The organism is Paenibacillus sp. AK002, assembly GCF_053903045.1.
The window spans coordinates 6219134-6240000 of the sequence record NZ_CP096377.1; the positions used below are offsets into that span (position 1 = coordinate 6219134).

The following is a 20867-nucleotide window of genomic DNA, read 5'->3' on the forward strand; positions in this document are numbered from 1 at the left end:
TCTATTTCAACCTTCTTCGGATGTCATTTAATTTCGAGGATACCTGTCTGTAGAACTGGTATCGCTCTTCACCGTCCGCAAGCTCCACCTTCTCGTATTCGAGCCGGTCGCGCGTTTCCAGGAACCGTTCGGCCAATTCTCCCAGCTTCGTGAGCAGCGGCGTAATATCCTCGGAAGCGGTCAGCTCCTGATCGCGGCGGGAGGATTTGCGAAGCAGCGTGCTGCGGCTTTTCTCGTCCAGCTGACGGAAGTGCTTGTAGACTTCATACTCCACGTCGTTCACGCTTTTCAGCAGGTTGGCAAACGGCTCCCAGGAATCCTCCTCCGGATCGCGATCATAAACGAAGAGCGCACCCTTCTTGGTGATCGTCCCGGTGTACAACGCCTCAATGAATTGATCAAGCCATTTCTCTTCATTCTGATTATCGCTGATCAAGAGCTCGAATTCCGTGATTTTGGCCGCGATGGCGGCATATTTCTTCAGCTCTTCCCGCACGATGCGGATCATTTCCGGCGAACGGATCAGATTTTCCTTGGCCATATCCTCGTTGATGCTATTGAAAATATCCTTGGAGCCAACCCGCTCCAGCCCTTCGTTCATCAATCGCTTCAGCTCGGTCCATGCCCGTTTGACTTCGCCAAGGTTAGGCTTGGGACTATCGAGCTGCAGATCATAAGCGCGAAGCAGCTCATTCAGGTCAAACGGCTTCGTAAACACAACCGCGTAGCGGCTGCTCGTATTCTGGTCAACGTCCTTCTGGATAACGACCTTAAACTCAAGCGCCTGGTTAAATTCGGCACGGACCCGGGCATTGTAGTCCTGAACCCGCGGATTGACGTAGGTATCCCCCCAGGATTTTTCAGGAATCGGCGATGGCAGATACGTCCAATTGTTGCGATCTGTCTGTACCAAGTGACGCCCAACGCCTTCCTTGTCCATGATCGTGCGTTCGTAGCTCTCCTCATAAACCTTAAGCGGAGTATAAACGAACAACGGCACGCCGTTCTTCGTATTCAGCCAGAAGATCCGGTTCTTCACTTCGCTCTCCTTCACGGTGAAGTGAGACTTCCCGACCGAATTATTCTGATAATTGCGAATCCCTTTCAGAATACTTGGAGCCTGTACAGGCACGGACACGAAGCCCCAGGAAGGGAAGTACAGATTGCCTGCGCTGTTGCTCAGATGGAAGACCGGGACAGCTTCGTCATCCAGCTTGCTGGCGATGTTGCGCTCGACAAATTTTTCGATGGAATCCTCCTGCCCGAATTTCATGACCAGGAAATCCTCCATCGAACGGGTGATCAGATCGCCGAATTTATCGGTAAGAAACTCCGAAATGGAACGGACGACATCGATCTCCTGCTCCCGGGTCCAACGATTGGCATGACTCAGCAGCTCCTGGGCGAAATCGCGGATGAGATCGTCCACATCCTTCTGATCCATGATTTTGTTAATGACATCGGAAATGTCGGGCACGCTGACCAGGTTCCAGTAATACGTCTTGTTCCCTTTATGATCCTGCTGTTCTTCCCCGTTCACGAGAATGTCGCCGTTCTTGGCAAAAATCGAATTCAGCGCATTCAGAATCTCCGTATATACGCTGTAAATCCGGTTATTTTCCTGGTTCAGCAGATCGTACAAATCCTCATAGAATTCAATCATCTGCTCGGTGCGTTCCACATCCGCTTCCAGCCAATATTCGTTGATTTTGGCTTCAATATAGATGTTTTTCTTCTTATCCTTCGAGACAAAAGCGCTCTTCGCATCGCCTAGACGATCGATCGCCTGTTCTCTGGCCGACTCGATGTCGCGCGGAATACGGGTCAGATTCTCTCGCAGCGCTTCGATGTAGGACAGCAGCATCTTCAGCAGGCTAAAGCCCTTCTCCGTATAGATCAACCGCGATACGTAAAACGGTCCTTGCTGCGGATGCAGGAACATCCGGCGGATTTGATCGCTGAACTGAGCCACGATCTCGCCCGGCAGCTGCTTCTTCGCTTTGATGTATTCCTCGCGGGCCCTGGCCAGAAAATTCTGTTCCAGCTCCGTGTCCATATTAATGACCTGGTTCTTCACCACGTTCGCGTAGCTGAGCCGCTCGCTGTTCTGGTATCCGGGCAGCGGCTCCGGTACGCGGGATTCGAAGTTCTTGGTCATCGAATCCAGATCGATGCCCAGCTTGCTCGCAAATTTCTCGACGTCCTCCTGGCTCGGCGCTTTCTCGAACATCGTTTGCATTTTGCCGAAGACGCGGTATGCCAGATACGTCGTCATCTCTTCAATAGGCAGCACGGCCGAAGATGCGCCGATGATGTTGTAGTCGTAATTGGCAGGATACGCCTTGTTCATCTGCGCAATATTGGTGCGGATGTTGCTGATATAGTCATGGATCGCAAACTCTTCGCCGGACTGTTTTTCCTCGCTGGCCATGAAGTTCGTGATGTTCTCTGCGGTAACGTTCATGCAGTAATCGTAGGCATTCTCCAGCAGCTTGCCTTCCGTATTCGTAGCGGATATCAGATGACATAGATTAAATGGAGGCAGTGGAGAGTTCACGTTCAGAATGTTGCCGTACTGCTGCTTGAACCGTTCGCCTCTGGCATCCACGTTCATCCAGTAGTCCAGCTCTTTGAGCGCGGCGTAACCGTTCTTCTTGATGTACTCGCGGGTATGCTCGCTTAAGCTTTTGTTCGCCAGATTGATATCCGGCGTAAACAGATAGCCGAGCGTATTCACGCGGTCAATGCCTGCCGAGCCGTGGTCGCGTTCGATAATGCCGCGGACGATATAGGCGATGTCCAAGAAGCAGCCGCTGCCCGTACCGCCGGACAGCCCCGTCAGCAGGAAGACCATCAGCTTTTTGTTCGTGCCAACCGACAGCGTTTTGATCTTCTTGTCGATCGCCTGCACCACTTGGGTAATCTTCGTGAACAAGAGCAAGCGGCCCGCCTGGCGTACGCCTGCGGCCCCGTTCATGCCGTCGGTAATGCTCAGCTCGGGCGACAGCCAATCCGTAATGTAAGGCTCCAGGATGCTGCGGTTCTGGAGAAGGCCTCCGATCTCGGCATTGGAGAGAAGCACGAATTCATTGATCGGATCCAGTCCGATCCCCTTGTAGCGCTTATTCTTATCCTGTTCGTTGGTCTCAAAAGCCAGAAACTCCACGTTATCCGGCTTGTCCATTCTTTTCTTGGACAATGGATCCTCCGGCAGCTTGAAACGGCGGTTAATCTGATATTTCAAGCGCAGCAGCGCATCGATCCCCGTCCCTCCAAGTCCGATGATGAGGATCGGATTGTCGATGGTATCCACCCGTATTTTCTCGCTGACAATGCCGCCTCCGAGTGAAACGTCAAGCTGTTGTATATGTTCTCTAACTACCGGTTTCATAACTTCCCCTCCTGATAGGTCATGGCTTTAAGAGGTTGTTCAAAAAGTCCGCTTTTGATAAGAAAACCCATCGAGGTCAATTCGACTTTTTGAACTCGCACTTTAAGCCAAATATTCAAATAATATCGTTTTGTCCGCCTGCTGAAGGGAAACTCTCAGCCGGTCTCCGTTCTTCAGCTCCGTCCCGTTCGTTGCATCCAGAGCCCGTCCGGACTTCTCGATGACGGCTGAAGAAAGGTTCTTAAGTATAATGCGGTCGTTCTTGCCCGGCATGAACAGGATTTTCTCCGTTTCCTTGAGCTCCGGAGCAAGCTGCAGAAGCTGATGCAGATTAAACTTCCCTTTGAAGGAAGTCAGCTTCTTGTATTGCGGGGACGTCTTCTCCCCGGTGTTCTCATCCCTGATCTCAATCACGATTTGGCCGACAAAGCCCTTGTTCGCTTTCTTGATCGCGCCGAGAATGAAATAAGCTGCCGCTCCAACAATGAGCAGCGCCGCAATGCCAATGATTACGGGCCATAATGGAAAAGGTTTCGCATCCTCGCCCTCGGTCATCTCCTTCCCGCCGTTACCGGAACCGGAGGCTGCCGCTTTTGCGCTTATCTTCACAGGCAGGCTTTCACGGTAGAAGCTCTGCTCCTCCGCACGCACCCTCAGCTCGTAGTCATGCTTCTGCGGAATCTTGTAATCCCCTACAAAGCTGCCTTCTTTGTTCTCTAGTTCGACCTCCGACTCGTCCATTGTGTCCAGGTCCTTGATCAGCAGCTTGGCCGTCATATTGCCGTACTGTTCTTGGTCCTGCAGCTTCTGTCCATTGCTGACGAGGTACGCGTTAATGTCAATCGTATCCCCGGCCTTTACCTTGGAAGATGGCGGAGGATCCATAGCCAGCTCCAGGTCGTAGTTGAACACGAGGTTGATGTCGATTTTGTCCTTCGATACGCCCTTCACCTGCAGCTTCCAGTCGCCTTGCTGCGGCTTCAGCAGCTTGAGCAGCGAATAGGAATTGGACGTGGAGCGCAGCACACTAGCCGAAGGGATGCTCTGCTCAGCACCGGCGGGATCAACCAGCTTCACGTCCACGGGACTGGAGGACATAATGGAAATATTCGCTTCCAATACGTTGGCATTCGGCACACGGACCGTAACCTCCTGATAGCTTCCGTTGCCGGTAATCGACTGTACCGGAACGATCTTGAGCTGCTGGTGGCTGGCAAAAATCTCGCTTAATATTTGCGGAAGGTCATCCGCCGAACTGGTCGTAAAGGATTTGCCCCCCGTTTGGTTGGCCAGTTCAGCCAACGTTTCTTTGTTCAGCTTCCCGTCGGCATTGAGTCCGATCGTATAAATCGGAATACCGCTTCCCTTGGCCTCCTTGACGGCTTGGGCCAACTGCTCTGACGCTTCCTTGCTCGTCCTGCCCGTGTTCGGGTCCAGATCATTGTTACCGTCGGCCAAAACAACGATCATCGGCGCATGGGCCGGGTCCATCCCCTGCTTCAGCACCTTTACGGCTTCATCGAGACCGACGGACATATCGGTGTACGGTCCGCGATCCAACTGATCGATAAATTCCTTCAGTGCGGTTTTGTCCGCCTCCGACTGAATTTCAAGCAAGGCTTTCTCCCGCTGAATCCGGTCGGTATAGGAAACGATGCCGACCTTGTCGCCGGTTGTCGCCAGCATGTCGATGAACATCTTCATCGCTTCGCCGCTAATCCGCTCCGGATCGCTATTTTTCATCGAATTGCTGGCATCCATCACCAGTACGGCATCGATGTTGGAGCCTTGGGAGGCAGCCGCTGCCTTAGGCAAGGCTCCTCCGCTCCAGGTCATGATCAGCAGCACCGCTGCCATCAGAGAGAGCAGCCATTTATTTTTACGTTGCATAGATTTACTCCTTCATCCATTTAGTCGAGCATCGGCGGATGTCTCGGTTCGTTCGTCAGAGACTAGTCTAACTGTAGGCAAAAAGTCTTAAAATCACATGAAAGGAAGCTTAAAATAATCATCGGAATATCCATATTCCTACTGTGTTTATATAGAAAATACCCTGCCAGTCACTAAAATATCCCAGCACTATGTCCATATGATATAATTATACCTGCCAAAGTTCAACATTATCAGTCGTGCCACCCGGACTTAGGACACAAGGCTCACCCGCCATTTTTGAACCAATTTCGATACCGAAAGGAACCGACATATGATTACATACGGATGTCTCGGGATTTTGTTTCTTTTTGTCATCATCAAGATCACGGCCTATTCCAAGCGTAAGAAGAACGCCCCGACGCCGGAGCAGCTGCAGCAAACTTTGCTTGAAGCGGCCAACTCCAAGAGGGAACAGCATGGATAAGAAAAAGCCGGTACAACTTCGCCCCTATTCTAAAACGAGATATGTCTACCAAAAGTTAAGGGTTTGCAAACATTGCCACAATTTCACGATTCTTTGGGAAGACAGCTGCGCTCACTGTAAACGCCAGACCCTGGTCCCCGTTATGGAACTTGCAGAGAAAATGGCCAAACGGTCCATGCAGAGCGATCGGCTTCTTTTCTACATTATAGGACTCTCCGCCGTGCTTCTCGGTCAGACCTTCTTGCAGATCGCGATCGCCTTTGCCTGCATGCTGATCCTGCTTGTATGGTTATGGCTGATCCAGCGGCGAATGCTGCATTCCGAGACCCTGCACGCGCTGGACAAGCTTATAAGAAGTCATCGAGAACAGATTCTGGATGGCCTCGATCTGAACAAAGCGACGGCCTCCGCCGCCATCAAGGAAGATGCTCAGCTAGGCTTTGAGATCGTCAGGGAAATTGCTTCCTTGGTCCGGAATGACCGGATCCGCCTGCAGCAGATCGTCCTTCTGCAAAGCTTCAGCCTCCGCAAGGATATGGATCTTGAACTCGAGCCCCTGCTTCTGGACGAGTTTGATCCGGACCTGGCCTCCTATATCGGGGAAATCGCCAAAATTAAACGCGAGCTGATCAACAGCAAAGCCATTCGGTACCTGCTCGATCATGAAGCTGACATTTTACGGATGGAGCATGGCAGGCAGATTATGATCGACGCTGCCGGAGCAGCGGTACGGAAGAAAAAATATATCGATACGTTTCCTGATTTCATTAGCCGCTACGCGGATGGATTGCCAAGGTACCGCTTCCTCCGCTTGTATCAGATCGTGCGCCGCAATCCCGGCTTGTCGTGGAACGGCCTTCGGGATCGGGTATCGGCGATTTATAATGAACATTACCGCTCGGACCCTGATTTTCAAAAATGGGATTAGAGGGGCTATACCGTTATGACGATGAAAAACACGCTAACCCTGCGAAATTTGTATCTTTTTTTATGTATAGTCCTTCTACTGCTGATCGGGTATAAGGGAATTCACATCTATCAAAAAATCGAGTCGATGGCGCAGGCCGAGTCGTTGTATGCCCAGAAAAAGCTCGTTCAGGCGGAAGAGTGGTATCAGAAGGCCCGGAATAACCGTTCCCTTCTATATAAAGAAGATCTGCTTGCTTCAAGGCTGCAAGAGCTTGCGCCCATTACGTCCATGAAGGAAAGTCTCTCCTCTCTTGATCATCGATTGAGCCAGGTCGGGGAGGCCGGCGATTTCTCCGGCTTCATGAACGTATATGCCGAATTGCTTGAGGTGGAGAAGAAATTCTCGGAACAACTGGGATCACACGCCTCGTATTACAACGAAATTGCGGCGTTCTATGGCATACCCGATGATGTGAAACGGACATTCCTGCAATTCATCGATTTGTTTACGCGCAGGGCCGACGAGCTGCTTGATGAGCAGCAGTACGAGGATAACAGCTTTAAATGGAATCTGCTTCGCATTCCGGATTCCTTCTACGGCAGCGAGAAACAGAAGGATGAGAAGCTGCTCCGCCTGTTCCAGCGATACGACGAGATGGTTTTGACCCGTCTGGCAGGGGCAGGGCAGTATGCCGACCTGTTGAATTGGTCGCAATCCATGGGTTCCGAGTATGCCAGCCGGTCGATATCGGCTGCCTGGTTGAACCGAAAGGCCGATGAACTTGTGTATGCCATGCTGCAAAGGGATGTGCAGCGGGAACAACCGGCCGTTTTTGCAGCTCACGCCTCAGGCTACAGACAGTACCTGGAACGGAACGAGCGGAAGAACGCGGAGATCATGGCGTATATTCAGAATGAGATCAACCGCTGGGTCGCAGCGGCCGATGGGATGGTACAAAGCCAGAACTACGAGGAAGCGGTCGCGCTCTATGTGGCCTTGTCGGGGTACCAGGATATGAGCGGTAAACTGCAAGCTGCCGAATTGGCCTGGACGATCCACGATCCGATTCGTTTGTTCCACATGGCCGGTCTGAAAGGCAGCTTCAGCTACGTCAGCGGAGGCGGCAATCGTTTCGGAGGATTGGCCTATGCCATAGGGGTCGACGAGGGGAGCATCATCTACTTAGCGGTCTTGGATGCCGATGAAACGGTGCAATTATTCCAAAACCACGATTACCCGTCCGATGTCGCGATCCATGAGGTTTCAGTCGAGGAATCGCTTAGCACCGAGAAGAATCCGGTCATCCTTGTGGAGGGCTCTGCGGGAACTGACTTGGTATTCTATTCAGCCTATGAAGCCAGAGATTCCAATCTGACGCCGCTGTTCCAATTTACGGCCGAAGGCTACCAGGTGCTGCCGGACAAATCTTTGCTGGTCACGAATCTGGAAGGAGTCAGTCCGGACGAGATCGCCATCTTTGAGCGTCAAGGAGACCAATACGGATTCACTGGGTATCAGGTTCAATATACCGACATCGATATCGCTAATATCGAGGGTTATCCGAATGAGAAAGTACGCTTCTCTGTCCATATCCCGCAAGGCGGCTATGGCGAAGTCATTGCCGAACGTAATGGGTACTATATCGTCTTAAGGGGAGACTTGGATTTCCCTGCGGGGAGCGCAACGCTAATCGGAACGTTCAATGGCGAGTATCAGCAGCTGGAGATCCCGGTAAGCAGCCAACCACCTGCGTCTCCGGACCCTGCCGAGCCGGAGACCGGACAAGTTGACGGAGATCTTCTGGATGAAACTGAGAATCCAAGCGATCCCGTCACTTCCGAGGAGATCAATCCGGATGATGTTCAACAAGACCATAGCGGAAGCAGCGAAAGCGCCACATCCGGTCAGATCACGAAGATGCCAGTCATTCAGGTGGAATCGATCGAGTAAGTTATTGAATCTTTAATCACTTTAATATCTTGAATCCTTCTAAACATGACAAAAGGCTTCGCCCCTAATCACCAGGGGCGAAGCCTTTTCATTAATAAATTCAAGCGAGATGAATCCTAAATTTCATTAACAGAACAACTAGAGCAGATCAAGATCATAATTGCCCGCTCCTGCCTTACTCCACCGTTACGCTCTTCGCCAGGTTGCGCGGCTTATCCACGTCGTTGCCACGGGCAAGCGATGCGTAGTAGGCAAGCAGCTGCAGCGGTACGACAGACAAGGCTGCCGTCAAGATCGGCAAGGTCTTCGGAATGGCGAAGGCTTGATCCACGGATTTCAGCAGGCCGGCCACATGCTCTTCATGCGTAATGGCCATCACTTCCGCGCCGCGGGCCTTCACTTCCTTGATATTGCTTACCGTTTTTTCAAGTACGGTTTCTTGGGTTGCCAAGGCAATGACCGGAATTCCCTCTTCAATCAGGGCAAGCGTACCGTGCTTCAGTTCGCCGGCAGCATAAGCCTCGGAGTGAATGTAAGAGATCTCCTTCAGCTTGAGGGAGCCTTCCTGAGCCACGGCGTAGTCTTGGCCGCGGCCGATGAAGAACAGGTTCTCATGCTCAGCAATCTGCTCGGCATACCCCTTGATCGATTCCGCGTTGGTCAGCATGGACTCTACCTGTTCAGGCAGTGCTTCCATTGCTGCAATCACTTCAGCAACGGCGTCTTCCGTCATCGTACCGCGCACTTGTGCCAGATACAGACCAAACAGATAGAACGCGATCAACTGCGAGGTGTAAGCCTTCGTGGAAGCTACGGCAATCTCCGGACCAGCCAGGGTGCCAAGCACATCGTTGGCTTCACGGGCAATCGAGCTGCCTACCACGTTCGTGATGGCCAGGACATGAGCGCCATGGCTTTGCGCTTCACGAAGCGCAGCCAAGGTATCAGCCGTCTCGCCGGATTGGCTTACTACGATGACAAGGGTCTCCGGCGTAACGATCGGCGAACGGTAACGGTACTCGGACGCCACATCATTTTCGACCGGAATGCGCACCATCTCTTCGATCACGCTGCGTCCCACAAGCCCGGCATGGTAAGCCGTACCGCAGGCGACGATCTGAACATTGCGAATGTTCTTGATCTGTTCCTGTGTCAGCTTCAACTCCGGCAGGACGACTTTACGTCCGCTCTCATCCACACGGCCCAGCATCGTATCCCGGTATGCTTTTGGCTGCTCGTGGATCTCCTTCAGCATGAAGTGATCGAATCCGCCTTTTTCCGCTGTAACGGCATCCCAGTCGACACGAATCATTTCCCGAGAAATAAAGTTCCCCTCAATGGTCATTAATTCGACAGCATCTGCCGTCAGCAGAGCCATCTCTCCATCGTTGAGAATATAGACGTTACGCGTATATTTCAAAATAGCCGGAATATCAGAACCGATGAAGTTCTCTCCTTCGCCAAGACCAATTATAAGCGGGCTTGCTTGACGTACAGCTACCAATCGATCCGGCTCATACTCGGTCAATACGCCAAGGGCAAATGCGCCTCTCATGTAAGAGATCGCCTTCTGCACAGCCTTAACGATATCCCCGTCATATTCGCGGGCAATGAGATGGGAAATAACTTCCGTATCGGTCTCCGAAGCAAACTGGTGTCCTTGACTGATCAGCTCTTCCTTCAGCTCCAGATAGTTCTCAACGATCCCGTTATGAACAACGGAGAACTTCTGGCTTTCGTCCGTATGCGGATGCGAATTCACGTCCGATGGACGGCCATGGGTTGCCCAGCGGGTATGACCGATACCTGCAGTCCCTACCAGTGGTGCAGATTCCAGTCGCTCCTCCAGATTGGCAAGACGTCCTTGTGCCTTCGCAACGCGCAGGCCTTCATTCGTAAAGACGGCAATCCCAGCTGAATCGTATCCACGATACTCAAGCTTTCTCAATCCCTCGATCAACACCGCTTGCGTTTTCTGATTTCCAATATATCCGACAATACCACACATCGTATGATTCCTCCGTTCGATTTCCCTATAATAGTTAGGCGGAAATAGAACACGGCAGCATCTGTGCGGCATCAGGAAAGAAGAATGATCTATTCAATTATCAACGTTCAAGAAACTCAGCAATTCGTTAGGCTGTTTAGTTGAACAGACATGAATGCACTCTTCTTCCACCGCGCTGCCCTGTTCTAGATCGCACATTCATGTTTTGTATACAAGTGATGAATAAGCATCTGCGAATACGTTGTAAGAACGGTCGCCCATTCCTTTTCCGTTATCCGCTTACGGTTGATGCATAACCGAGAGGTCCCCGCCGAATAATCCGAACACCTCTACCTCGTCAACTTGCGTTCTGCCGTTTGGTTATCCTTAGCATGACAATAACCAATCCCCGCGCAGGTACAAGCTCTGGCGCTTATGAAGCTTGAAGTAACCTCACGATCCTCGCTTTCTATTCTTGAATGACATCCTTTATTATATTCATGCCCTATCACTTTGGCAACTCGGCTGGTTCTTGACAATGCCAAGCCCTACCTAGGATGAACCCCATCAATGACACCGAATGACCTACTTTCTCAAGCGATGCCGAACAAGCACCCCTTTGCAGGCAGGACAGGGGGTGTTGCGCTTTCATTCGACCGGCATTCCGGAAAACAGCGGGCCAGTGAACCGAAACTTCATAGTTCACTGGCCCTGACAGAAATTAGTCTGCTTTCCTTGAAAAATACACCCTTAGTCTTACGCCAATTCCCGCTTCACCACGTCTGCAATCTGCGTTACATAACGGTCAAGCTCATCTTTGTCCGGGCCTTCCGCCATGACGCGAATGAGGGATTCCGTTCCCGATGGGCGCACCAGGACACGACCGTTATCCCCCAGAATGCCTTCAACTTCAGCAATCGCAGACTCGATAACGGTATTGCCTTGGTACTTGCTCTTATCGCCAACTCGGACATTAACGAGTACTTGCGGATACTTGCGCATGCTGCTCTTCAGCTCATGCAGCGGCTTGCCGGAGGCTACCAGCGTATCCACCAATTGAATCCCGGTCAGAATGCCGTCTCCTGTGGTGTTGTGGTCCAGGAAAATGACATGTCCCGACTGCTCGCCACCCAGGTTGTATCCGCCGCGGCGCATTTCTTCCATGACGTAGCGGTCGCCGACTGCCGTTTTTGCCGTCTTCAGCTTCAGGCTGTCGCATGCTTTATAGAAACCGATGTTGCTCATCACGGTCGAAACGATCGTACCTTCCTTCAGCTTGCCGGCACGGTTCATGGCGTCCCCGCAAATGCACAGGATGAAATCGCCGTCCACTTCCTCGCCTTTTGCATCGATGGCAATCAGGCGATCCGCATCTCCGTCAAAAGCCAGTCCGAGGTCAGCGCCATGCTGGAGTACAGCCTCAACGAGTTTCTCCGGGTGAGTCGATCCGCAGTGATCATTGATATTCAGGCCATTCGGCTCAGCGCCGATGGTGATCACATCCGCACCCAATTCACGGAACAGCTTCGGAGCGAGCTCATATGCGGCCCCGTTTGCACAGTCCAGCACGATTTTCATGCCGTCGAACCGGTTGCTGATCGTCGTTTTCAAATATTCCAGATATTTATACTTAGAATCGTTATCTACCAGCAATTCACCTAGATCAGCCCCGATCGGTCGCGGCAGATTGTCGGTTTCCGCATCCATCAGCTCTTCAATCTTGAGCTCGGTTTCATCTGACAGCTTGAAGCCGTCGCCACCAAAGAACTTGATGCCGTTATCCTGCACCGGGTTATGCGAAGCCGAGATCATAACGCCCGCATCAGCCTTCAAAAGTCTTGTAATATAAGCCACCGCCGGCGTACTTACGACACCAAGGCGAATGACGTGTGCGCCAATGGACAGCAGGCCTGCAACCAGAGCCGACTCCAGCATAGCGCCGGATACCCGGGTATCCATCCCGATGATGACGGTTGGCTTCTCTTTATCGCCCGTAAGCACATAGCCGCCGCAGCGGCCGATGCTGTAAGCCATTTCCGCCGTTAATTCTTGATTCGCAACCCCTCTTACTCCATCTGTACCAAAATATTTCCCCATGTTTTATATACTCCTTTATCTACTCTTCGATATTATCCATCAGTGGATGTTTCTGTGCCCGTTGTTCCATCGCTTGATCCGTCTCCCGGCGGATGTGATGGGTTTTCTCCTGACCCGGAGTTATCCGTGCCCTCATTCGCGGGAGGCGTCTCCGGATCCTCCCCATGATCATTGCCTGTCCCTGTTCCGGTTCCAGTGCCAGTTCCGGTTCCCGGTACATCAGGCTTGTCTTTGTCGGTTCCCTCGTTGTTCGAAGTACCCGGGTTCGTTGTCACGGGTTTCGAATTATCCTTGAGCTCTATCTTAATCACAGGGCGATCCTGATCCGTGCGGTTGATGAAATTAGGCAGCGTAATCTGCAGCGGAATTTCATGGACGCCGGCTTTCAAGCCGGTCGCGTTCGCTTCAGCTCCAATATCCGTCGGCTCCAGACTATTAAGCAAGTCAGGCGCACCGGTGAGCGTCAGGGAGATCGTCTTCGTCTTTGGATCCGTAATGACGGCGTCCAGACCGGAGGCGACTCCATTTAACGTGATCGGAATGCCGGTAATCACCCGTTCTCCATGCGATACAGCCGTAACTTCAACCGTTACAGAGCTCGGCTCGATTTTCTCAAAACCTTCAGGCGGCGTCAAGTCGGCCGTAAGCACTGTTGTTCCCGAATTTCTAACTTCTCCCAGATTGATGGCGGCTTCGATATAGGTCTCAGCTCCTGCCAGTGCCTCTTTGCTACCGAACAGCTTCACTTCTTTGACCTTCTGTTCTACCTTGGATAAGACGAACCCTTCCGGCAGCCTCCCGGTATATTGAAGCTCCAGCGGCAGCGTGACAAATGCAGGCTCAATCGGTACTTCAGCCGCTACTGTAGCAGGCTCAATGACCGCATCCTCCATTTCGGCGCCTTCTTTATCATATGCTGTTAGCTTGACTCGTTTCTCCGTAATCTTCTCTTTGGCTCCATCAAGCTCCACGTTACCTTTGACCTGCCCTAAATTTGCCATCGACGATTCCGGCAGGGTAACCGTGACTTGCCTTGGGTCAATCAGCACGGGCGTTCCGGCCCGGTAATCTTTAGCTGGCTCGCCCTTCGTTCCAATACTTACCGTCACGGATTTCGACACTCTCGGCTCTACGGTCACCGTAACAACGGATGGTTCCATCGATACCATCTCCACGCCGCTTGGGATGGAGTAGGTCAGGGGAAGTGTGTGCGTACCCGGTTCTTTGACGTTGCTCAGATCGAGTTTTACTTTATATTCGTCGGTCAAAAGCGAAATATTGGATTTCTTCCCCCGCACCTCGAGATTCACGCGATCTTGATCAATGCCGGTTAGCACATATTCGCCGTCATCAAATCCATAGGTTTGAATCTTAACGCCTTCAATGATCTTGGTATCATAAAAGGTCGTGGGCGGTGCGGGCGTTCCGCTGTCCATATGAACCATTGCCCATAACAGAATGCTGACAGCGAGTGCAATGAGTTTGCTTGCCGTGTTGTTCTTGATCCATTTATCCATTGCTGCCGTCCCCCTTCCGTTTCCAGAAGAACGTGCGTTTCTCCTTGATGGACGCGGCAGGTCTGAGCTCCTCATACAATTTCGATATCAGAGACTCTTCCTTGATATCCCGAACCACTTGTCCATTTAAGGCCAGCGATACTTGCCCAGTCTCCTCGGATACGACAACCGAAATCGCATCCCCCACTTCACTGATTCCGATAGCGGCACGGTGCCGCGTCCCCAGTTCCTTACTGATGAAAGGATTCTCCGATAGCGGTAAATAACAGCCAGCGGCCGCGATTTGGCCGTTCTGAATAATGACCGCTCCGTCATGGAGAGGCGTATTCGGTATAAAAATGTTGATGAATAATTCCGAGCTGATCACCGATCCCATCGGAATTCCCGATTCTACGTATTCATTTAGGCCTGTCGTCCGCTCAAACACGATCAGCGCCCCGATTTTGCGCCGCGACAAATAATTAACGGCCTTAATGGTTTCGCTGATTAACTTATTCGTTTCCTCGTCAATATCCGCGGTCCGCCCGAACAGCTTGCCTCGGCCGAGCTGTTCCAGACCGCGTCTGAGCTCAGGCTGGAAGATAATAAAGATCGCCAGCACCCCAAAGGTAAAGATCTGGTTCATCAGCCACTTGAGCGTATACAGATCAAACCAGGTGCTCAGCGCCCAGATGACCACCAGCACCAAAATCCCTTTGAGCAGCTGGACCGCCCGCGTGCCGCGGACGAGCAGAATCATTTGGTATATTATATAAGTAACGATAAGGATATCGATGATATCTTTAATGGATTCACCCCAGGTCATATCTGTGAAATACTCCACCATACAGCAACCCCCGTCATTTCCTTTAAGTGCGGGCCCAAAAAATCCGGTTCCTTCGAAGATGAACGCCCTGGTTTGAAACCGGGCCTGCTTTCCATCATCCTTCTAATCACGCGGAGATTCTTGAACATCCTCTTTAATAACGCATGAGACTATATATGTAGTATGTACTCTACACTCTCTAGGTTATAACGTTAATCTTTCCGATGCAAGCGGACTCCCTCCGCTTTCCATGCAAATCCGCGTAAAATCAACAAAAGAAGCGCCGTCTTTTCACTGAAAAGAGGCGCCTTTGCTTCGTAATTGCGGTTTTCACCTAGCGGTAAGCGGCATCTGTAAACAGAGTGGAGATCTTATACCATATCCAATCCATGGCTCTATCTATATCCTTCACTTGACCCGCTATATGCGCGGTGGAAGCCTGAAATAATTCTCCGTCGATAACGGTCACATTGCCATTAACCTGACCGTAAACCTTAGTCTTTCCGTTCTCGACCGTAATATCTCCCGTGATGATCTGATCCGGTGGAATAATGACCGTATCCCCTTCAATCACCAGCTTTTCGAATTCATCGCTCTTTACAACCAGCTGAGTGTCCTGACTCCAGAAACTGATCGTGCTAAAGAGCATGACGACCAAAAACAAAGCTGCAGCCGTGAGCGCAGGATGATTCTTAACCCATTTGACCCAAGCTTTTTGTTTCTTGGGCTGCGGCAGCATGCCCATTATACGTTCCGTTAAATCATCGGATGGCTTGGTCGCATGATGAGTTAAGGAAAAAAGAAGCATATCGGTATGCTCCAGCTTCTCGAAGTAATTCCGACAGTCAGCACAATCCAGCAAATGCTTCTGCAATTCTAGCTGCTGCGGGTCGGACAAGTCATTATCCAGATAATCGTGCATCAAAGAGACGGCTAATTTGCAATCCATTTGTGAGCCAATCCTTTCATTCAATCTCTTTGCTGGGTCTATCCCCCTAGGGGCATAAGACTTGCTTATTGTTCATACGTGCCGGAATCGGGGATGTTTCAACTTTTTTAAAAGAAAATCAGAAAAAAATTACGGGCACTGACTTTCTGATTTCCGCAAGAAAAAAAGCGCCCTTAAACGCGGTCTCTCTTCCTCAAAGAACGGCGATAGGCGTTTTTTTCTCACAATTTGTACTCTAATTTTTTTCGCAAAAATTCGCGTCCACGATGTACACGCGTTTTGATCGTTGTTACAGGCAGGTCCAAAATCTCGCTGATCTCTTGCAGGGATAAATCCTGGATGTACCTTAAGATCATAATGGTCTTGTACTTGGCAGGAAGTCCGTCAATGGCCTGATGGATAATGCGCTGCGTTTCCGATAGCAGCATTTCGCTCTCAGGCGTACGGTTATCGCTTGGGATCAGGGAGTAGCCGTCCATACCTTCGCTTTCGTTCAGGTCGGCGTCCAACGAGAAAGAAGGCTTGCGTTTGCGCAGCCGATCAATGCTTAGATTCGTGCCAATTCGGTATATCCAAGTTGAGAACTTCTGGTTCTCGTCATATCGGTCAAGGTTCTTGTAAACACGCAAAAAAGTCTCTTGGACGACATCCTCGGCCTCATGGCGGTTGCTCAGCATCCGGTAAGCCAAATGAAAAATCTTGTCTTTATAAAGCTCTACGATTTCGGCAAATGCCCTTTGGTCCCCTTTTCGGGCCAGCTTTGCCAGTCTTACATCCAAATTGTCCACCATAATTCCCCCAGAATGGTCTGATGGGTAACGTCTAAAAACGCATCATTCAAATCGTAATTCAACTGTTTCTAAAAATCAACAATAATTCAAAAAGAATCCCATTCGTGTATCAAAGACAATTCACCTGAAGCCGATACTTTAATCATTAGGACGCAAGCTGCGCCTAGATGAAAAAAACGAGGTCCCTCTAGGGAACCTCGCCTTATACTATCCCTTTCAAACAGCTTTGGCTTCTGCAAGGATCAGCCTGTATTGCGAAGCCCTGCGGCAATGCCGTTGATGGTCAGCAGTACTTCCCGAAGCAGATCCGGATCATCCTGCTCCTGCTCCCTTAGTTCACGCAACTCGTTAAGCAGTTGAACCTGCAGATAGCTGAGCGGATCCACGTAAGGGTTGCGCAGTCTTATCGATTCCTGCAGAACCGGCTGGTTATCCAGAATATCCTGTTGTCCTGTAATCTTAAGAACCAGCTCTTTCGTCAATTTGAATTCTTCCTGAATCAAACCGAAGATGCGCTCGCGGGCTTGATCATCCTTCGTCATCAAGGAATACTCCTTGGCGATGATTAGATCTGCCTTGGCAAGTGCCATCTGAAGGGTATCAATCAGGGACGTAAAGAACGGATAGCTCGTGTACATCTGTTGAAGCACCTTCATATTCTCTTCCTTGCCTTGGTAGAAGCTCTGTAAGCCCGTACCAGCCGCGTACCATGCCGGAAGCAGGTAACGGCTCTGCGTCCATGCAAACACCCAAGGAATGGCTCTCAGGTCCTCGAAACGGTCGCTGTTCTTGCGCTTGGAAGGTCGGGAACCAATATTCAGCTCGCCCACCTCAGGAAGCGGCGTGGATTCCTTGAAGAAAGTAAGGAAATCCGGATCGCGGAATATCAGATCCTGATATTTTTTCTGAGAAACGGCCGAAATGCTGGAGGAAATCACTTCCCACTCTTTTTCGGTCGATTCTTTTTCAGGGTAACGGGCATTCAGGGAAGCCGTAATCAATGCTGAGGTCGCCTGATCCAAACTCCGGTAGGCAATGCCCTTCAAGGAGTAACGGGACGATATAACCTCTCCCTGCTCCGTGATTTTGATGCCGCCTGCAATGGTCGATGCCGGCTGAGCCAAAATGCTGCGGTTCAGAGGCATACCGCCGCGTCCAAGCGATCCGCCGCGTCCATGGAAGTATTTTACCTTGATGCCGTATTCATTGGCTACGGCCGTAATCTCTTTGAGTGCTACCTGGAGCTCCCAGTTCGCCGTAATGGCTCCGCCGTCCTTGTTGCTGTCAGAGTAACCCAGCATGATCTCCTGCAGTTCGTTCATGGCACTCACCGCTTCACGGTAGATCGGCAGGCTGAAGAGCTTGCGCATGATATCCGGCGCGGCATGAAGATCGTCAATCGTCTCGAATAATGGCGCAGCCTGCAGCGTAGCGATTACGGAACCGTCGTTATCCTTCCGGAACAGACCGACTTCTTTGGCAAATACCATCACTTCCAGAATGTCGCTTGCGCCCTCGGCCATACTGATCAAATAACTGGAGATGCATTTTACGCCGAATTCCTGCTGCGCGCGGAAAACGGTACGGTATACTTCGAGGCATTCCTCGGTACTGTCGCTATACTCTTGATAAGGCGTAGTCAATGGACGCGGATCGTTAAGCAAGTTATTGAGCAGCTCGATCTTCTCGTCCTCGCTCAATTGGGCATAGTCCTGCGTCACGTTCATTTTCCGCAGAATTTCGGCCATGGCATTCTCATGCTCTTGGCTATGCTGTCTGATATCCAGCGTTGCCGTATGGAAACCAAACAACTCCGCCTGGCGAATCAGCTTTTGAATATAGGTGTCTGCAACGTAGTCAGCAAAATGGAAACGCAGGCTTCGATCAATGATATTCAAATCCTCGATGAATTCCTCAGGGGTCTGATAACGCTCGCTGCCTGTCATGTTCTCATCCAGAATGTGACTCATTTTAGCCAGCATATATACCAGTTTTACACGATAAGGCTCTTTCTCATTGTGCCAAATTTCCATCTTCTTCAGTGTGACATGCTCGCGGTCTTTTTCAATGGATTGAAGCAATTCATCCGAAACGTTAACGATTGACGAGCTGAAGCTCAGGTATTTCATGAATTCACGCAAAATCCGTTGGTATTCACGAATCGCCAGCTTCCGCTGCATTTCAAGCGTTCTCCATGTTACGTCCGCCGTCACTGAAGGATTTCCGTCCCGATCGCCACCGATCCACGAACCGAAACGCAAATAGGTTGGAACGTGCCAATGGTGACCCGGATAATATTTAGTTAGGCAGCGCTCCAGTTCTTGATAAACCTCTGGCAGAATGTGAAACAGGGTTTCGTGAAAATAATACATACCGTTTCTGACTTCATCCAGAACAGTAGGTTTACGGTCACGAAGCTCATCGGTTTGCCATAGCGTAATCACTTCATTCAGTAGTTTCTCCCGAAGCTGCTCCCGTTCGCGGAATGTCAGTGTCGGATTGTCCAGCTGCATCACATCGTCCGCTATCCGTTTATGGATATCCAGAATAGCCCGACGCATCGCTTCTGTTGGATGAGCGGTCATCACCAGCTCAAGGGATAGACTTTCGAGAATTTCTTGAACTTCTTCAAACGTAATATTGCGCTCTTTCAAATCCTGGACTGCACTTTCGATGGAACCTGGTTGAACACTTTCCCCGGCGGAACGCTCGTAATCGCGTTTACGCCGTATGCGATGATTCTGTTCGGCGATGTTAACCAATTGAAAGTAAATGGCAAACGCGCGAATCACCTGATGGCGAATGTCGGGTTCCAGCGTGCTGATGATCCTTTTGAAATCTGCAAACAATTCTGGCAGGAATACGGATCGCAACGATTTACTCGTTTCGCGAATTTTCTCAACTATATCTAAAAGCTCATTGCCTCCTTGATGGACAAGAACTTCTCCAAGAATATTGCCAAGGAACCGTACATCTCGCCGCAGCAGATTGTTGGAATTGCTTTTTGCGGTTACTGTAAGTTCAGTCATGCTACTCCTCCCATCTCAACCCGTTTCAGCAGTTTATCTATAGGACGTAACGCCTTCCTAACATCATACAATAAAAGCGAATGAAAATCTGCATTTTTCAGGCGAAAAAATTAGCCAAATCGACAAAACTCATGGTCATGTTATACCCATAGCCCATGGACATTAGTCCTATAAACCGTTGATACGAAAGCATTCTTTATTGCATTAACACTTCGCAGGATAGTCGTATGAATATGTAAAAAAAACATCACACACGGTGATGTCCTGCTTATGTATGGAGCGGGTGATGGGAATCGAACCCACGCTACCAGCTTGGAAGGCTGGAGTTCTACCATTGAACTACACCCGCATATCAACCCACAAAAGTGACGTTATGCTTCAAAGCATATTCCGGTTACTTTTGCCGGGCCTCAATTCTTAAGCAAATCGGGATGACACGATTTGAACATGCGACCCCCTGGTCCCAAACCAGGTGCTCTACCAAGCTGAGCTACATCCCGATATTAATCTTTTTGAAAAATGGCACGCCCTGAGAGATTCGAACTCCCGACCTTTTGATTCGTAGTCAAACGCTCTATCCAGCTGAGCTAAGGGCGCAAATGGAGCGGACGACGGGAATCGAACCCGCGACCCTCGCCTTGGCAAGGCGATGCTCTACCGCTGAGCCACGTCCGCATTAATGGTGCGCGTGGAGGGACTTGAACCCCCACGTCAAAGACGCTAGATCCTAAGTCTAGTGCGTCTGCCAATTCCGCCACACGCGCACAAGATGAAACAATGGTGAGCCATGAAGGACTCGAACCTTCGACACCCTGATTAAAAGTCAGGTGCTCTACCAACTGAGCTAATGGCTCGCATTTCAGGCCACCCGAAAAATAGTCGGAATCACCTTCAAAGCGTAACTTTACTATTTGGAGTAAAGTGGCTGGGGATATAGGATTCGAACCTATGCATGACGGAGTCAAAGTCCGTTGCCTTACCGCTTGGCTAATCCCCAAAATCGTTGAGTTACTTCTATCTTGCCGATTCTCGTTAGAATCATGCATGAAATGGTGGAGGCTGAGGGGATCGAACCCCCGACCCTC

General features: G+C 50.6%; 12 protein-coding genes and 8 tRNA genes (1 of these 20 cut by a window edge). 3 read left to right on the forward strand and 17 right to left on the reverse strand.

What is annotated here, in order from left to right; all coding sequences use genetic code 11:
* Nucleotide 1 precedes the first annotated feature (1 nt).
* The gene (locus M1D70_RS28050) at nt 2-3391 is read right to left on the reverse strand and encodes a tubulin-like doman-containing protein (protein WP_456288519.1); all 3390 of its coding nucleotides are present in this window, start codon (nt 3389-3391) and stop codon (nt 2-4) included.
* A 102-nt stretch (nt 3392-3493) separates the two neighbouring features.
* Nucleotides 3494-5281: a vWA domain-containing protein gene (locus M1D70_RS28055; protein WP_456288520.1), complete on the reverse strand. Its 1788-nt coding sequence runs from the start codon at nt 5279-5281 to the stop codon at nt 3494-3496.
* 313 nt (nt 5282-5594) lie between these two features.
* Between M1D70_RS28055 and M1D70_RS28060 the strand changes: the two genes are divergently transcribed.
* The 3 genes from M1D70_RS28060 to M1D70_RS28070 all read left to right on the forward strand — a co-directional run bounded on the left by M1D70_RS28060 (nt 5595) and on the right by M1D70_RS28070 (nt 8607).
* Nucleotides 5595-5747, forward strand: a complete 153-nt coding sequence (locus M1D70_RS28060; protein WP_009589533.1) for a hypothetical protein — start codon at nt 5595-5597, stop codon at nt 5745-5747.
* 142 nt (nt 5748-5889) lie between these two features.
* Nucleotides 5890-6675, forward strand: coding sequence for a hypothetical protein (locus tag M1D70_RS28065; protein ID WP_456288521.1), 786 nt, complete (start codon nt 5890-5892; stop codon nt 6673-6675).
* Between the two features lie 15 nt (nt 6676-6690).
* A complete protein-coding gene (locus M1D70_RS28070) occupies nt 6691-8607 on the forward strand; it encodes a hypothetical protein (protein ID WP_456288522.1) in 1917 nt (638 codons plus the stop codon).
* Nucleotides 8608-8782: 175 nt separating this feature from the next.
* Here the strand turns inward: M1D70_RS28070 and glmS are convergent, their stop codons facing one another.
* The 15 genes from glmS to M1D70_RS28145 all read right to left on the reverse strand — a co-directional run.
* On the reverse strand, nt 8783-10615 hold the full coding sequence (gene glmS / locus M1D70_RS28075) for a glutamine--fructose-6-phosphate transaminase (isomerizing) (protein ID WP_009589530.1): 1833 nt from the start codon (nt 10613-10615) through the stop codon (nt 8783-8785).
* 735 nt (nt 10616-11350) lie between these two features.
* The gene (gene glmM, locus M1D70_RS28080) at nt 11351-12691 is read right to left on the reverse strand and encodes a phosphoglucosamine mutase (RefSeq protein ID WP_009589545.1); all 1341 of its coding nucleotides are present in this window, start codon (nt 12689-12691) and stop codon (nt 11351-11353) included.
* A 32-nt stretch (nt 12692-12723) separates the two neighbouring features.
* Nucleotides 12724-14208, reverse strand: coding sequence for a CdaR family protein (locus M1D70_RS28085; protein WP_456288523.1), 1485 nt, complete (start codon nt 14206-14208; stop codon nt 12724-12726).
* Nucleotides 14201-15034: a diadenylate cyclase CdaA gene (cdaA, locus tag M1D70_RS28090; RefSeq protein ID WP_015737608.1), complete on the reverse strand. Its 834-nt coding sequence runs from the start codon at nt 15032-15034 to the stop codon at nt 14201-14203. The genes M1D70_RS28085 and cdaA overlap by 8 nt, the downstream gene beginning before the upstream one ends.
* A 313-nt stretch (nt 15035-15347) precedes the next feature.
* Nucleotides 15348-15962, reverse strand: coding sequence for a zf-HC2 domain-containing protein (locus M1D70_RS28095; protein ID WP_009589556.1), 615 nt, complete (start codon nt 15960-15962; stop codon nt 15348-15350).
* Between the two features lie 221 nt (nt 15963-16183).
* Entirely contained in the window at nt 16184-16753 is a 570-nt protein-coding gene (gene sigW, locus M1D70_RS28100; protein ID WP_009589526.1) for an RNA polymerase sigma factor SigW, read from the reverse strand.
* Nucleotides 16754-16995: 242 nt separating this feature from the next.
* Nucleotides 16996-19782, reverse strand: coding sequence for a phosphoenolpyruvate carboxylase (gene ppc, locus M1D70_RS28105; RefSeq protein ID WP_009589542.1), 2787 nt, complete (start codon nt 19780-19782; stop codon nt 16996-16998).
* A gap of 275 nt (nt 19783-20057) precedes the next feature.
* Nucleotides 20058-20131: transfer RNA gene (locus M1D70_RS28110), tRNA-Gly, on the reverse strand.
* A 77-nt stretch (nt 20132-20208) separates the two neighbouring features.
* A tRNA-Pro gene (locus M1D70_RS28115) sits at nt 20209-20282 on the reverse strand.
* Between the two features lie 20 nt (nt 20283-20302).
* Nucleotides 20303-20379: transfer RNA gene (locus M1D70_RS28120), tRNA-Arg, on the reverse strand.
* A gap of 3 nt (nt 20380-20382) precedes the next feature.
* Nucleotides 20383-20457: transfer RNA gene (locus M1D70_RS28125), tRNA-Gly, on the reverse strand.
* A 5-nt stretch (nt 20458-20462) separates the two neighbouring features.
* Nucleotides 20463-20546, reverse strand: a tRNA-Leu gene (locus M1D70_RS28130).
* 14 nt (nt 20547-20560) lie between these two features.
* Nucleotides 20561-20636: transfer RNA gene (locus M1D70_RS28135), tRNA-Lys, on the reverse strand.
* Nucleotides 20637-20704: 68 nt separating this feature from the next.
* Nucleotides 20705-20779, reverse strand: a tRNA-Gln gene (locus M1D70_RS28140).
* A 53-nt stretch (nt 20780-20832) separates the two neighbouring features.
* Nucleotides 20833-20867 (reverse strand) — tRNA-Val (locus M1D70_RS28145) (it continues 41 nt past the right edge of the window).